General features: G+C 69.3%; 16 protein-coding genes. 13 read left to right on the top strand and 3 right to left on the bottom strand.

Going from position 1 to position 14,799, the window contains the following annotated elements; genetic code table 11:
- Positions 1 to 694, bottom strand: a 694-nt coding sequence (locus QH270_RS21210; protein ID WP_280345221.1) for a GNAT family N-acetyltransferase, incomplete at its 3' end; no start/stop codon positions are given.
- Positions 691 to 1,500, bottom strand: coding sequence for a GntR family transcriptional regulator (locus QH270_RS21205; RefSeq protein WP_280345218.1), 810 nt, complete (start codon positions 1,498 to 1,500; stop codon positions 691 to 693). The genes QH270_RS21210 and QH270_RS21205, both read right to left, overlap by 4 nt.
- Before the next feature lie 173 nt (positions 1,501 to 1,673).
- Here QH270_RS21205 and QH270_RS21200 point away from each other — a divergent pair, with 173 nt between their 5' ends.
- Entirely contained in the window at positions 1,674 to 2,174 is a 501-nt protein-coding gene (locus tag QH270_RS21200; RefSeq protein ID WP_280345215.1) for a DUF4254 domain-containing protein, read from the top strand.
- Between the two features lies 1 nt (position 2,175).
- Here QH270_RS21200 and QH270_RS21195 read toward each other — a convergent pair whose 3' ends face one another.
- Positions 2,176 to 5,754: an AAA family ATPase gene (locus tag QH270_RS21195; RefSeq protein ID WP_280345212.1), complete on the bottom strand. Its 3,579-nt coding sequence runs from the start codon at positions 5,752 to 5,754 to the stop codon at positions 2,176 to 2,178.
- A gap of 269 nt (positions 5,755 to 6,023) precedes the next feature.
- Here QH270_RS21195 and infA point away from each other — a divergent pair, with 269 nt between their 5' ends.
- The 12 genes from infA to QH270_RS21135 form a co-directional block, all read left to right on the top strand.
- Positions 6,024 to 6,245 carry a translation initiation factor IF-1 gene (infA, locus tag QH270_RS21190; RefSeq protein WP_003418601.1) on the top strand — a complete coding sequence of 74 codons (222 nt, stop codon included), beginning with the start codon at positions 6,024 to 6,026 and terminating at the stop codon, positions 6,243 to 6,245.
- A gap of 149 nt (positions 6,246 to 6,394) precedes the next feature.
- Positions 6,395 to 6,508: a 50S ribosomal protein L36 gene (rpmJ, locus tag QH270_RS21185; protein ID WP_011207363.1), complete on the top strand. Its 114-nt coding sequence runs from the start codon at positions 6,395 to 6,397 to the stop codon at positions 6,506 to 6,508.
- 178 nt (positions 6,509 to 6,686) lie between these two features.
- Positions 6,687 to 7,058 (top strand): 30S ribosomal protein S13, encoded by a 372-nt coding sequence (gene rpsM, locus QH270_RS21180; RefSeq protein WP_019045109.1) that lies wholly within the window; start codon positions 6,687 to 6,689, stop codon positions 7,056 to 7,058.
- Positions 7,059 to 7,067: 9 nt separating this feature from the next.
- The gene (gene rpsK, locus QH270_RS21175) at positions 7,068 to 7,481 is read left to right on the top strand and encodes a 30S ribosomal protein S11 (RefSeq protein WP_019045110.1); all 414 of its coding nucleotides are present in this window, start codon (positions 7,068 to 7,070) and stop codon (positions 7,479 to 7,481) included.
- A 21-nt stretch (positions 7,482 to 7,502) separates the two neighbouring features.
- Complete coding sequence (gene rpsD, locus QH270_RS21170) at positions 7,503 to 8,108, top strand: 30S ribosomal protein S4 (protein WP_110037139.1); 606 nt, start codon at positions 7,503 to 7,505, stop codon at positions 8,106 to 8,108.
- Between the two features lie 91 nt (positions 8,109 to 8,199).
- A complete protein-coding gene (locus QH270_RS21165) occupies positions 8,200 to 9,258 on the top strand; it encodes a DNA-directed RNA polymerase subunit alpha (RefSeq protein WP_022567324.1) in 1,059 nt (352 codons plus the stop codon).
- A 44-nt stretch (positions 9,259 to 9,302) separates the two neighbouring features.
- A complete protein-coding gene (gene rplQ / locus QH270_RS21160; protein WP_280345208.1) occupies positions 9,303 to 9,815 on the top strand; it encodes a 50S ribosomal protein L17 in 513 nt (170 codons plus the stop codon).
- Between the two features lie 115 nt (positions 9,816 to 9,930).
- A complete protein-coding gene (truA, locus tag QH270_RS21155) occupies positions 9,931 to 10,737 on the top strand; it encodes a tRNA pseudouridine(38-40) synthase TruA (RefSeq protein ID WP_348537677.1) in 807 nt (268 codons plus the stop codon).
- A 42-nt stretch (positions 10,738 to 10,779) separates the two neighbouring features.
- Entirely contained in the window at positions 10,780 to 11,844 is a 1,065-nt protein-coding gene (locus QH270_RS21150) for a hypothetical protein (RefSeq protein ID WP_280345204.1), read from the top strand.
- A 256-nt stretch (positions 11,845 to 12,100) separates the two neighbouring features.
- On the top strand, positions 12,101 to 13,240 hold the full coding sequence (locus QH270_RS21145) for a helix-turn-helix domain-containing protein (RefSeq protein WP_280345202.1): 1,140 nt from the start codon (positions 12,101 to 12,103) through the stop codon (positions 13,238 to 13,240).
- A 12-nt stretch (positions 13,241 to 13,252) separates the two neighbouring features.
- On the top strand, positions 13,253 to 14,194 hold the full coding sequence (locus QH270_RS21140) for an AraC family transcriptional regulator (RefSeq protein WP_280345200.1): 942 nt from the start codon (positions 13,253 to 13,255) through the stop codon (positions 14,192 to 14,194).
- Positions 14,195 to 14,342: 148 nt separating this feature from the next.
- Positions 14,343 to 14,799: nitrilase-related carbon-nitrogen hydrolase (locus tag QH270_RS21135; protein ID WP_280345196.1), on the top strand; the 457-nt coding region annotated here is incomplete at its 3' end.

Raw genomic sequence — 14,799 nt, 5'->3', positions numbered from 1 at the left:
TACCGACAGTTGGCGGTCCCCGGCCGGGGGGCCCCCGCAGGGGCCCCGCGCCCCCCCCGCCCCGGGGGGGGGGGCCCGGGTGGGGGGGGGGGGGGGGGGGGGTTGGGGGGGTTTGTGGCCCCGGGGGGGGGGGGCCCCGGGGGCCCGCGGGGCCCCCCCCGGGGGGGCACCCCCAACTGTCGGACCGCCGTTCCAACCGCGCGCTGGCCGGCCCGCGGGCCCGCGGACCGGCGATGCGGGCCAGGGTGAAGCCCGCCCTGCGGTAGTAGTCGTGCAGCTCGCGATTGGAGGTCCAGGCGTCCAGCCGGACCCAGTCGCGGTGCTTCTTCTCGGCGAGGCGGGCGGCGTGCTCGAGCATCCGGTGCCCGATCTGCAGACCCGCGAAATGCAGGTCGACGATCATGAAGTGCACGATCATCGATTCGGCCAGCTCCCACGGCGACCACAGCCCCGGATCGGCGCGGTGGTTGACGGTGATCGTGCCCGCCGGCTCGCCGTCGACCTCGGCGATCCAGGTCTCGCCCGCGTCAAGGGCCCTGCCCACCGCGCAGGCGAAGATCTCGATGGGCCGCCCGCGCCCGGCCACCGTCCACTGATCGGAGCCGCGGGTGGTGAGCCACGCGGTCCGTTGCACGCGTAGTCGGCAGATCAGCGGTAGGTCGCCCAGGGTGGCCGGGCGCATCCCGACGGTCATGGCAACGCGACGGCGGATCCGGGTGCGATGCCGAGGGTGCGGGCGATGACGGCGGTGCCCGCCGCGTCGCCGAGTTGGTAGGCCAGCCGGTTGCGGCCGGCCAGGGAACGATGCCGGGTCGCCCGGGTGACCCGTTCGTGGTTGGCGCCGATACGCAGGTGGTCGAGCAGGACGGTGCCGGTGGCGACGCCGAGCACGGCGGCCTCCTCGGCGGTGGCCGGGCGCGCGGCCAGGGTGTCGCGGTGGGCGGTCTCGCCGTAGCCGCGGTCGGCCAGGCGCCGGGTGGTGCCTTCGGGAATGTCATGGGGGGAGTCGATGCTCGCCGCTTCGGCGAGATCGCGTGGGTAGAAACTCACCTCCCACGACCACGGTTCGTTGTCCAGGTACTGCACCACGGTGCGGGCGAGCACCCAGGAGTCGACGGGGACACCGAGCCAGTGCGCGACCTGATCGTCGGCGGGCTCCATCCTGGTGCTGAATTCCTTGGTCGGCTCGCGGTTGGCCGCGCGCGCGATCTCCTCGAAGATGTCGTGCGCCGAGCGCGGCCGGTCCGGGCGGATGTGGTCGGTGACCACGGATTCCAGCACTTCCTGGTTTCGGACGATGGTGCCGCGGGAAGTCGCTGTATAGACGAGGTTTTCGGCGACGAGCACCTGGATCGCGTTGCGCGAGGTGGTGATCGAGACCTGCATCTGCTCGGCCAGCTCGGAATGGCTGGGCAGCCGGTCGCCCGGTTTCCACGTGCCCGCGCGGATCTCCTCGCGGAGGAGGTCTGCGATCCGGAGGTAGGTCGGACCGTCCGCCATCATGCTCCTCGGTAGGTCGTGCAGGTAACGAAGTGTACTCGTCTGGGTTACCTACGGCCGAGTAATGCTTGACAGTGAGCTTGCGAGGTTTATTGTAATGAACGTCCTGATCCGGTGCTGTGCGGCGACGACGGCGAGGCAACGTGGCTGGTGCGGAGAGTTCCACGGTAGTAATGGCTTTCCCCGACACATTGCGGTGTGTCGATCCCGCCGGTCCACCGGCATCTTCCGGTCTACTGCCACTTTCCGATCTGCTCGTCCGGGCGTGTCGCGGCCACCGCGTGGTGGGCGGGCCGCTGCTGTGGTTCGCGCGCGATCTCGCGGTGCTGCACGAGAAGCGGATCGTCGGCCGCGGTGGTTTCGTCGACACCGATCCGGTGGTCCAGCGTGAGATCGACTGCCGCCGAGCCGAACTCGTCCTCGCCATCGACGACTGGGTGCACCGCGGCGTCCCCCAGCACCGCCTCGGCGCCACCCTGCACACCGAGACCATCGGCGCGGTCATCGACCGCCTGGCCGTGTGGTGGGTGCGCGCGCACCACGCCCTGATGACGATGGCCGCCCATGACGAGATGCTGCACGGCGCCTGGCACCACCTCGCCGAACTCGCCGACGCCTACGACGACCTGGTCCGCGACGTGACCGCGGGCCGCCGCAGGCTCCCGGAGTGGTGAGCTAACCGAAGCGGCGGTGGTCGACGGCGAACTCGTCGGCCACGGTGGCCGCCAGCTCGACGTAGGCCCGCTTGGTGGACTTGTGCAGGCGGTGCAGGTCGATCTCGGCGCCCTCGGACAGGTGCTCGTCGTAGGGGATGATGTGCACGGCGCGGCAGCGCGAGAGGAAGTACTCGCGCAGCTGCTGGACACCGACATTCGGAGAACCCTCGCGCGGCAGGTTGATCACCACGACCGCGTTGCGGACCAGATGGTCGTGCCCGTGCAGGGACAGCCAGTCCAAGGTCGCGGCGGCGCTGCGGGCGCCGTCGATCGCCGCCGAGGAGATCAGTACCAGGGAGTGGGCCAGATCGAGCACGCCGCTCATCGCCGAGTGCATCAGGCCGGTACCGCAGTCGGTCAGGATGATGTTGTAGAACCGCTGCAGGATCCGGGCCACCGCCCGGTACTCCTCGTCGTTGAAGGCCTCCGACGCGGCCGGATCACGTTCGCTGGCAAGCACTTCCAGTCTGCTCGAGCCCTGCGAGGTGTGCCTGCGGACATCGGAATAGCGCTGGATCGCCGGATCGAGCAGCAGATCGCGCACCGTCGAGCGGGTCTGCAGCGGTACCCGCTGCGACAGCGTGCCGAAGTCGGGGTTGGCGTCGACCGCGATCACCCGATCGCCGCGGATCGAGGAGAAGATCGAGCCAAGACCCATGGTGGTGGTCGTCTTGCCGACGCCGCCCTTGAGTGAGAGCACCGCGATCCGGTAGTCACCGCGCACGGGCTGACGGATCCGCGCCACCAGTTCCTGCAGCCTGCGCTCCTCGGCGGACATGCCGGGGTTGATGGCGCCGCCCGAAACATGGTGCACCGCTTTGCGCCAGCCGCTGCCAGGCGTCTTCTTCGCACGCTTGACCGGGACATTGTCGAGCGAGGGCGGCTGGTAGCCGTGCTGCTGCGGAGTCGCGCCCCACTGCCCGTGGCCGGGCGGCTGCTGGTAATGCGGCGGGGCAGGCTGCTGATACTGCTGATTCCACTGCGCGGCACCACCATCGGGCGCCTGCCTGCCGTCCACCGGGACCCAGGTACCGTCCGGCAGCTGCTGCATCTGCGGCGCGCTGTTCGGCGGCGGGGCCGGGCTGCCGTCGGGATGGGCCCAGGTTCCGTCGGGCCGCTGGACCGGTGAGCTCGCTGCCTGCGGGCTCTGACTACCGACAGGGTTCGTCCAGGTGCCGTCGGGTCGCTGGACTGGGAGTTCGGGGGAGCTGGCCGCCTGCGGGCTCTGGCTGCCACTGGGGTAGGCCCAGGTGCCGTCGGGTCGCTGGATCGGAAGTTCGGGCGAGCTGGCTGCCTGCGCGCTCTGGCTACCGACAGGGTGCGTCCAGGTGCCGTCGGGTCGCTGGACCGGGAGTTCCGGCGAGCTGGCCGCGGGCTGGTGCGGAGCGGAGGGCTGTGCGAATTCGCCGGAGCCGTAACCGGATTGCGGCTGGCCGGCAGTGCTGTGGCGGCCCGGCTGCGCGTAGTCCCCACTGGGCGCCTGAGTCTGCGCGGCCCGCAGACGCGGGTCGTCGTGGCGCAACATCTCGGTCTGCGCATCGGGCGCCTGGGTGCCGGCCCCGGGCGAAGGATCACCGGGAATCGAGTTGTACTGCGCACCAGGGTGAGCCGGTGTCCGCGTCGCATACGGCGACTGCGATTCGGGCCCTGGCGCCTGCTGCGGAACGCCGGAGCTGTACGGCGACCCCACGGATCCGCCGGTGGCGTAGGCGGTTCGATAGTCGCCCTGCGCCAACGCCTCACCCACACCCGAACCTGCTTGCGCGGGACCGGTGTTCGCCGAGCCGGTGCCGGCTTGTGTGGGCCTGGTGTTCGCAGCGCCGGTGTTGGCTTGTGTGGCACCGGTGGTTGGTGTGCTGGTGTCGGCTTGTGCGGGACCGGTGGTTGGTGTGCCGGTGTTGGCTTGTGTGGCACCGGTGGTTGGTGTGCCGGTGCCGACATGTGCGGAACCGGTCGACGGCGCGCCCGTGCTTGTTCGTGCCGATCCGGTGTGCGGCGAGGCCGTGCCCACCGGGGCTGCGTCGGTAGATGTGCCCGCGGTCGACTGTGGGAGATCCGCGGTCGGAGTGCGTGTTTCCGCGGCCGTGGGCACTTGGCCGGTGGCAGGAGTCGGCCGCTGAGCCGCGCTGCCGGTCGACGGAGACAGGCGGTCGGCGCCGTCGGCGGGTGCCGAGTTCGCCGCGGGTCCCTGGTTCGGAGTGCCGCCGTGCGACGGGGTCGCGGCGGACGGGGGAGTCGTCCGGGTCGCGGAGTCGCCGGGTACGGAAGCACTCGCGCCGACGGTGCCGGACACACCCGGTGTGCCACTGCCGGTAAGCGACTGCGATGGCGGCGCGGCGCCCACGGGGACGTCGCTGTCCTGGGGCCCGGTCTCGTTGAGGCTGTGTCGGCCTACTCGATCGGGAGAGCCCGTGGTGCCGCCGGTGGTCGGCGCGTTGGGCGTCGGCGATCCGACAGCGCCCGTCGAGCTGCTGTCGGACGCAGCCGGATTCCTCGGCTGCTCCGGGCCGCCTTCGGTCAGCCGGTCGGTGCCGGGCCCCACGGCGTCGGTCCCGCTCATTTCGGCGGCCGCGTCGTCGGGCATCGACCAAGCGCCGGCCGGGTGCGATGACGCGTCCGCCCGATCGGCGGGCGTGGTCGGGCGCGTCGAGGTATCGCTCGGGTCGGTCAGCCGCGGCGGCGCTTCCGTCGGCCGTGGGCGTGCGGGCGGGTCGGGGAGCGGCGGCGGGGGCGGAAGGTCGGGCAGCTGGCGCTGGTTCGTGCCGAGGGGCGTGAACCCGTTCGACGGCGGGCCGGGCGTGCGGGTCGGCAGCGACGGCCCACCCTGGGCCGGAAGACCCGGCTGACCGGCGAGGGGATCGGCGGACGTCGGACCAGTACTCGTACCCGGCGCGGAATGGCCACCGGTGGGGGCGGACTGGGAGTACGGATTCGGAGCGGACGGGTCTTCCCCGATCGTGCCCGACTGAGAGAACGGGCCCGGCGCGGCAGAGCCAGCGGTGGGCTCGTTAGAGGGATCCCCGGTAGGGCCGGCCTGGGGGAAGCCGCCGTGCGCGGATGGATCGCCAGTCGGAACGGCTTGGGAGAACGGGCCCGGGTCGACGGGCGGTCGGGTGCCCTGCGGAGACGCCGCACCGGCATCGGGACGTACCTGCTCGTGCGGCGGCCAGGACCCCTGCGGACCGGGGGACTGCGGCGGCTGTCCCTGCCGGGACTGGTGGTCCGGCAGCCGCTGATCGGTGTGGGCGGGCGGGTTCGCCGCGTCAGCGCCCCAACTCGACTGCCGGCGGCCGGGCTGTTCGGTGGGCGGCGTGGCCTGCGCTTCGCTCGCCTGATCCTCGGACTTGCGGCGACGACCGCGCTTTTCCTTCTTGTCGTCGTTTCCCCCGAGGCCCATGAAGCGGCGGCGTTTGGGTGCCTCGTCGATCAGGTCGTCCTGGGGCAGGTTCTCGACCGGAGCCTCGTACCCGACCTGTGTGACTTCGCTCTCCGACAGCCACGGCGGCAACATGGGGAGGCTGTCGTTGTTGCGGCTCACCGGTGCGCTCCGCTCACCAGGGTCCCCCGATCTCCTCGACCCACTTCTCCGACGTCGGTGAGTTTACGCGACAGCCCCTGCCCGGCGGCGGGCGGTCCGGGCGGACGGGACCCCCGGACCGGCGTACGGTTCGGGGCGTTTTTGCCTCTGGAGGTCCGGACCGGTAAGCTTGAGCGGCGGTGCACCCATGCGCCGACTGCTCGCATGCCAGCGAGCAGCTACGAGGCAATCCAACTCAGGTTAGAAGCATAACCGGGATCGCGGAGGATATGGCGAAGAAAGACGGGGCCATCGAGGTCGAGGGTCGAGTTGTCGAGCCGCTGCCCAATGCGATGTTCCGGATCGAGCTCGAGAACGGTCACAAGGTTCTCGCGCACATCAGCGGAAAGATGCGGCAGCACTACATTCGCATCCTTCCGGAGGACCGCGTGGTCGTCGAGCTGTCGCCGTACGACCTCTCACGCGGCCGGATTGTCTACCGCTACAAGTGATGCCTGCCTGACGCCGCGAGCCTGAAGCGCACGCGGCGTCGCATGGTGTTCCGGCCGAGGTCGGAGCGCGCTACAAAGACTTCCCCAGTCGTCGGCTGGGGAAAAACTGTGTTCACAGACCTTGTGGACCAAGAAAAGATTGGACGGACGTGAAGGTTCAGCCGAGCGTCAAGAAGATCTGCGAGAAGTGCAAGGTGATCCGCCGTCACGGCCGGGTCATGGTGATCTGCGACAACCTGCGCCACAAGCAGCGCCAGGGCTGATCCAGCAGCACCGCCGGGCACCGATCGTCTGATCGGACTGACCGAAAAGAAGAACTCCCAGCTCCAGCACGCACGCAGGCTGTGCGCGCCAACCACCGGTACGGAGGCCGGTGCCCCCACCTCAAGACGGGGGGACGGACAGGGAGCAGACCTCCGCAACCATTAAGGAACCTGCCACATGGCACGTCTGATGGGCGTCGATCTCCCGCGCGAGAAGCGCATGGAGATCGCGTTGACCTACATTTTCGGAATCGGGCGCACCCGCGCCACCGAGATCCTGGCTCAGACCGGCGTCAGCCCGGACCTGCGCTCGAAGGATCTCAGCGACGACGACCTGACCAAGCTCCGCGACTACATCGAGGCGTCGGAGTTCAAGGTCGAAGGTGACCTGCGCCGCGAGGTCCAGGCCGATATTCGCCGCAAGATCGAGATCGGCTGCTACCAGGGCATCCGCCACCGTCGTGGCCTGCCCGTTCGTGGTCAGCGCACCAAGACCAACGCGCGTACGCGCAAGGGTCCGAAGAAGACCGTCGCCGGCAAGAAGAAGTAGGGATAGCGTATGCCTCCGAAGAGCCGGGCCGCTGGCCCGAAGAAGACTCAGAAGTCGCGTCGCCGGGATAAGAAGAACATCCCGCACGGCCACGCGCACATCAAGAGCACGTTCAACAACACCATCGTCTCGATCACCGACCCCGAGGGCAATGTCATCTCGTGGGCGTCGTCGGGTCACGTCGGCTTCAAGGGTTCGCGTAAGAGCACCCCGTTCGCCGCGCAGCTCGCCGCCGAGAACGCTGCCCGCAAGGCGCAGGAGAACGGTGTCAAGAAGGTCGACGTGTTCGTGAAGGGCCCGGGTTCGGGCCGCGAAACCGCGATCCGTTCGCTGCAGGCCGCCGGCCTGGAAGTGGGCTCGATCTCCGATGTCACCCCGCAGCCGCACAACGGCTGCCGTCCGCCCAAGCGGCGTCGCGTCTAGCGGGAAAGGATTTAGCGAAAAATGGCTCGTTATACAGGCCCCATCACCCGCAAGTCGCGTCGTCTGCGCGTCGACCTCGTCGGAGGCGACCAGGCGTTCGAGCGTCGTCCTTACCCGCCCGGCCAGCACGGCCGCGCGCGGATCAAGGAATCCGAGTACCTGATGCAGCTGCAGGAGAAGCAGAAGGCTCGCTTCTCCTACGGCGTCATGGAGAAGCAGTTCCGTCGCTACTACGAAGAGGCCAACCGCCTCAAGGGTAAGACCGGCGACAACCTGCTCCGTCTGCTCGAGTCGCGTCTGGACAACGTCGTGTACCGCGCCGGTCTGGCCCGTACCCGTCGCCAGGCTCGTCAGCTGGTCAGCCACGGTCACTTCACCGTCAACGGTGTGAAGGTGAACGTGCCCAGCTACCAGGTCTCCCAGTACGACATCATCGATGTCAAGGAGAAGTCGCTGCCGACCCTGCCGTTCCAGGTCGCACGCGAGACCCTGGGCGAGCGTCCCGTTCCCGGTTGGCTGCAGGTCGTCCCCGGCCGCCTGCGGATCCTGGTGCACCAGCTCCCCGAGCGTGCCCAGATCGATGTGCCGCTGCAGGAACAGCTCATCGTCGAGTACTACTCGAAGTAAGCGCTTTTGGTGGGGGCCGCTCACATGGCGGCCCCCGCAATCACTGATTAGGCGTCAAATAGCGGACGCCCTGAACAGGAAGTAGATCCTCATGCTGATTTCCCAGCGTCCGACACTGACCGAAGAGGTTGTGGCGGAGAACCGCTCGAAGTTCACCATCGAACCCCTCGAGCCGGGCTTCGGTTACACCCTCGGCAACTCGCTGCGTCGTACCCTGCTGTCCTCCATCCCGGGGGCCGCGGTCACGAGCATCCGCATCGACGGTGTCCTGCACGAGTTCACCACCGTTCCCGGCGTGAAGGAAGATGTCACCGACATCATCCTGAACCTCAAGGGTCTGGTCGTGTCCTCCGAAGAGGACGAGCCGGTCACCATGTACGTGCGCAAGCAGGGCCCCGGCACCGTCACCGCTGGTGACATCGTGCCGCCCGCCGGCGTCGTCGTGCACAACCCGGACATGCACATCGCCACCCTGAACGACAAGGGCAAGCTCGAGATCGAGCTCGTCGTCGAGCGGGGTCGCGGTTACGTGCCCGCCGTGCAGAACAAGGCGACCGGTGCGGAAATCGGCCGGATCCCGGTGGATTCGATCTACTCCCCGGTGCTCAAGGTGACCTACAAGGTCGAGGCCACCCGTGTCGAGCAGCGCACCGACTTCGACCGTCTCATCCTCGACGTGGAGACCAAGAACTCCATCACGGCGCGGGACGCGCTGGCTTCGGCCGGCAAGACCCTGGTCGAGCTCTTCGGCCTCGCCCGTGAGCTCAACGTCGAAGCCGAGGGCATCGAGATCGGCCCCAGCCCGGCCGAGGCGGATCACATCGCCTCCTTCGGTCTGCCGATCGAGGACCTGGACCTCACCGTCCGGTCCTACAACTGCCTCAAGCGCGAGGGTGTGCACACGGTGGGCGAGCTCGTCGCCCGCACCGAGTCGGACCTGCTGGACATCCGCAACTTCGGCCAGAAGTCCATCGACGAGGTCAAGGTCAAGCTGCACGCGCTCGGCCTCTCGCTGAAGGACTCGCCCGCCTCGTTCGACCCGTCCTCCGTGGTGGGTTACGACGCGAGCACCGGCACCTGGAGCGATTCCGGCACCTTCAGTGACACCGACGGCGGCGAGCAGGACTACGCCGAGACCGAACAGCTCTAGGTCATCGGGGGGCACCCCGGTAGACCTTTCCCAAGGAGAATCCAATGCCCAAGCCCAAGAAGGGTGCTCGCTTCGGCGGGTCGGCGTCGCACCAGAAGGCGATCTTCGCCAACCTGGCCACGGCGCTTTTCGAGCACGGTCGTATCACGACCACCGAGGCCAAGGCCAAGGCGGTGCGTCCGTACGCCGAGAAGATCATCACCAAGGCGAAGGGCGGCACCCTGGCCGACCGTCGCGAGGTGCTGAAGGTCATCCGCAACAAGGACGTCGTGCACGCCCTGTTCGCGGAGATCGGCCCCTCGTTCGAGGGTCGCGAGGGTGGCTACACCCGCATCACCAAGGCGCTGCCGCGCAAGGGTGACAACGCGCCGATGGCCATCATCGAGCTGGTCCGTGAGAAGACCGTGACCAACGAGGCCGACCGGGCTCGTCGCGTCGCCGCTTCGCAGAAGACCGAGGCCGCCCCGGCCGCCGAGGTCGAGGAGACCGTCGTCGAGGAGACCGCGGCTGACGCCCCGGCCGCCGACGAGGCCACCGAGGACAAGAAGGACGCCTGATTCCCAGGCTTCCGGCCGAGCCCGTCACCCCGCGTGGGTGGCGGGCTCGGTTCTTTTGTCAGTGACTACGGAGGATGCGATGGACGACACCGGTGCGCAGCGCGCGCAGATCCGGGTGCGGCTCGGGATCAGCTACGACGGCACCGATTTCACCGGCTGGGCCCGGCAGCCTGGCCTGCGGACCGTGCAGGGCACGCTGGAGGAATCCTTGTCGAAGGTGTTCCGTGAGCCGATCCAGCTCACCGTCGCCGGGCGCACCGACGCCGGCGTACATGCCGAGGGTCAGGTCGCGCACTTCGACACCACCGGCGAACTCGACGCCGACAAACTGCTGTACCGGATGGCGCGATTCCTGCCCAAGGACGTCCGCATCACCGAGGTCGCGCCCGCTCCCGCGGAGTTCGACGCCCGCTTCTCCGCGATCCGCCGCCACTACGTCTACCGGCTGACCACCGCCCGCTACGGCGCCGAGCCGCTGTCGGCGCGCAGCGTCGTCGCCGCGAAGCCGGGCCTGGACCTCGACGCGATGCGCGCCGCCTCCCGGCACCTGCTCGGCCTCCATGATTTCGCTGCCTTCTGCCGCCGCCGCGAGGGCGCGACGACAGTGCGCGAGCTGCAGCGCTTCGACTGGGAGCGCGACGGCGAGCGGCTCGACGCCTACGTCAGCGCCGACGCGTTCTGCTGGTCGATGGTGCGCAGCCTGGTCGGCGCCGTGCTCGCGGTGGGGGAGGGGCGCCGCGCGCCCGAGTGGGTCGCGAGCCTGCTCGCCGAATCCGAGCGGTCCAGCTCGGTGACGGTGGCGCCCGCGCACGGCCTGAGCCTGGTCCGCGTCGACTACCCGGCCGACGCCGACCTCGCCGCCCGCAACGCCCAGACCAGGGAGACCAGGACGCTGCCGGCGGCGGGATGCTGCGGCGACTAGCCGCTGAAAGTTAGCGCGCCCGCGCCGACCGGCGGGGATACGATGGCCGGACTCGACATCAGCGAGAAAGCCGGGCAGATGACAGGTGATTCTGGTGGCCGTATCCCGCTCCATCGGCGAATAGCCGTCCTCTTGCTGGTCGTCGCGACGGGGCTGCTCACCCTGGTCGCCGTGGTCGCCGGGTACCTGCGCGCGCAGGTGCTCGACACCGATCGCTATGTCGACACCGTGGCGCCGCTGGCCGCCGACCCGGCGATCCAGTCCGCCGTCGCCGAGACGCTGACCGATGCCGTCCTCGCCCGCATCGATGTCGAGGGCGCCGCCGCCGACCTCGGCCGGGCGATCAGCGCGCCCGACGAGCGCAATCCGCTCGTCGCGCTGACACTGCGCAACCTGCCTTCGGTGCTGGGCGCCTACACCGAGGACCTGATCGCCGACGCCGCGAGCACCCTCGTCCACAGCGACGCCTTCCCGCGCCTGTGGACGGCGGCCAACCGGCAGGCGCATCGCGGGGCGGTGGCGGCGCTCACCGGCGTCGAGGGCGGTGTGGTGCGCACCGATACCCCCGGCGTCATCGCGATCTCGCTCGATCCCCTGCTGGCCGAGATCGGCGACGAATTGGACAGCCGCGGTTTCGTCCTCCCGGAGCGGGAGTTCGCGCTCGGCACCGAGTTCGTGATCGTGGAGTCGGCGGAATTGGCGCGGGCCCAGCGCGCGGTGCGGATCCTGGATCGGGGTGCCATCGCGCTCGCCCTCGCGGCCCTCGCCTGCGCCGCCGGCGCGATCTTGGTGGCGGGCACGGGGTTTCGGCGATACACGGTGATCGCGCTCGGTGCCTGCGTGATGGTGGCGATGGCGGTGCTCGCGTTGTCGCTGTGGGTCGTGCTGCCGGTGTATCTCGAGCAGGTGTCCGCACGAGACGGCGTCGCGCGGGCCGTCTACGACACACTGCTCCATCCCCTGCGGGTGGACGCGGGGGTGACGGCGTCGGTCGGTGCGTTGGCGGTGGTCGTCGCGTTGCTGGCGGGACCGTCGAGGCCGGCCACGCGGCTACGAGCGACGGGCCGCCGGATGTTCGATCGTCTGCGCCGCCCGGCGCCCGGCTGACAGGCCTGCGTGAAAGTTGCTGGACGGCACCGCGTTCCATCGCGGAGCCCAGCCCGCCGCGTGGGCGGCGCAGAGCTGGCGCCCGGGCCGGCCTGTCGACGGGACCGATGGTCGCGGGAAAATCGCCGAGCCCGGCTCCTCGTGCTCGTTCGGGCCCGTGTGTTGCCGCGATACCTGGTGAGGAGCATCACAACCACCGGACGGCTCCGGGTGTCGAATCACCGGCGGAAGCTGGGCCGAGTTGAATATTCAAGGCATGCGGAATGGATTCGGTCTGTCGGATTCAGTGGCGATACCAGCTCGAATCTGGCAGTGTCGATCCCCAAGTAAGGGGCGATACCTCGAACGCCCGAGGTTTGCTGGTCGGCGGCAGGAAAGCGGGGTGGGTGGCGTGGCATCGTCGGATCCGCTCGTCGAGCTGACATTGCGAGACAGTCCCGATTTGCGGGGCGGCGAGGCTTTCGCGCAGTGGGAATCGCTACTTTCCGAAAGTTACGTTCCGTTGGCGGTGGAGCCGGTACCGGACTCGTCGTTCCACGGCCGGATCGTGCGCGGTAGTCTGCCCGGCTTCGAATTGTCGACGGTGGGCGCCAGCGCGCAACGCGTCCGGCGCACCAGGCGCGGTATCGCGGGCACCGACGGCGAGTTCCTGTTCGTCAGCATCCTCACCGAAGGTTTCGGCCGACTGCACCAGGACGGCCGCATCGCGGTGGTGCGCCCGGGTGACATGGTCTTCTACGACACCACCCGGACCTACCACTGGGACCTCGAGGGTTCCTGGGAACAGGTCGTGGCGAGGGTCCCGCTGGCGCTGCTCGACGAATACCTCACCCTCGATCGCAGTGCGCTGCCGACCGCGACCACCGTGTCCGCCGACAGTCCAGGGGGCGTGGTGTCCGCGTTCATGCGCGACCTGGCCAGAATCCAGCAGAGCGCCCCCGGCCAGGCCACCGTGCTCGCCGACAACGGCGTGCGGCTGCTTGCCTCGGCGATCACCCTCGCCGGCGGGGCGCGCCCGAGCGGCCGGTCCGCACAGGCGCTCACCCGTGAGCAGGTGCTGGCGTACATGCGCGCGAACTGCACCGACCCCGGCCTGACGGTCGACATGATCGCGCGCGCCTGCCTGACCTCGCGCCGCAGCCTCTACCGGCTGTTCGACGAGCCGGGTGAGGGTCTCAGCGCCGTGCTGCGCCGCATGCGGGTCGAACGGGCCCGCGGCATGCTCGTCTTCGACGCGGAACGGTCTACCACCGCGATCGCGCACGCCGCCGGCTTCGCCTCGGAACGCCATTTCTTCCGTGCCTTCCGGGTCGAAACCGGGATGACGCCAGGCGAATACCGAGTCGCCGCCGCCACCGGACCGGAGCGCGGCGAGATCAGCCGCCACACGGCGTGAGGGGCGGCGTCGGTGTCTCGCCATAGCACGGTCAGTGTCCGTACCGGCCCCTATCAGCCGTCCCAGCGGGTGATCGAACGCTGGGAATCGCTGCTGTGCGAGACCTACATCCCGCTGGCGGTGACCCCGCACGCCAGCGAGCGGTTCGGTGGCCGCATCGCCGCAACGGAATTCGACGGACTGCTGGTCACCTCCGTCCAGGCGGCCGCGCAGACCGTGCGCCGGACGCCGCGGCTGATCAGCGCCGCCACGGACCGCTACATCCTGGCCAGCATCTACGCGGGTGGTCGCGGGATCATGCACCAGGACGGCCGCACCGCCTATGTCGAGGCGGGGAGCATGGTCTTCTACGACAGCGCCCGGCCCTACCTGTGGGAGATCGACGAGGAGTTCGACAAGGTCGTCGTGCAGGTGCCGATCGCGGCGCTGGAGGCAGTCGGCGCCCCGGTCGGTCGGATACCGTCGGCCATCGCGCTCGGCCCCGACCACCCCGCGTCCGCCGTCGGCGCCTACTTCCGTGGGCTGGCTCGGGTGCAGCGCACCGATCCCGAGGTGGCCGAGGAACTGGCGGTCCATGGTGTGGGGATGATGGCGTCGGCGCTCTCGCTCGCCGCCGAGTCGATGCCGCGTGGCACGGGCGCCGACGACCTGACCCGCGCCAGGATCATCGCGTTCATGCGGCGCCGCTTCTCCGACGCCGACCTCACCGTCGACGTGGTCGCGCATCGCTTCGCGATCTCGCGGCGGACCCTCTACCGTTTGTTCGAGGGCGAGGAGAGCCCGGCGCGCCGGTTGCTGAGGATGCGACTCGAACATGCCTGCCAGTTGTTGCGAGACGGTGGAATGCGGATCGAGGAGGTGGCGGCGGCGGCCGGATTTTCCGCGGAACGCCAGTTCTATCGGGTCTTTCGGGCGGAATTCGGGATGGCCCCCGGAGAATTCCGCGCCGGGTGAAATGTCACGGCCCGGCGTTCGCTGCGCAATAGCCGCCCGGTTTGGCACGGACGGTCAGTCGCCTGGCACGCCATGACAGTTTGTGTCGCCGCGATCTGCGAGAGAGTGAATAGAGCACTTTTCACGGATTGAGCGACAAGGGGAACAGATGTCTGGTCGCGTACGCGTAGCCGCGGTGCAAGCCGAGCCGAAGTGGTTGAATCTCGCAGCGGGGGTCGAGCAGGCCATCGAGCTGATCGAAGCGGCCGCCGACGGCGGTGCGCAGTTGGTCGCTTTTCCCGAGACCTTCCTGCCCGGGTTCCCGTGGTGGATGTGGCTCAACTCCGTCGACTGGGGTGAGGAGTTCCTCGCGCGCTACCTGGCCAACGCGCTGACCGCCGAAGGTCCCGAACTGCGCGCGATCGCCTATGCCGCGCGCCGCAGAGGAATCCACGTCTCGATCGGCTTCGCCGAGCGGTCCGGGCGCGAGGTGTACATGTCGCAGGCGATCGTCGACGCCGACGGCGAGATCTCGATCGCCCGCAAAGGCGAGCCGACCGGGCTCGAACGCACCGTCTTGCACCGCGCCGGGGGTGAAAGCCAGCGGGTGTGCGGGAACACCCGGG

The organism is Nocardia neocaledoniensis, assembly GCF_029868625.1.
Lineage (GTDB): Bacteria > Actinomycetota > Actinomycetes > Mycobacteriales > Mycobacteriaceae > Nocardia > Nocardia neocaledoniensis_A.
Note: the sequence above shows the minus strand (reverse complement) of the source record. Positions and strands in the feature narration are given on the sequence as shown.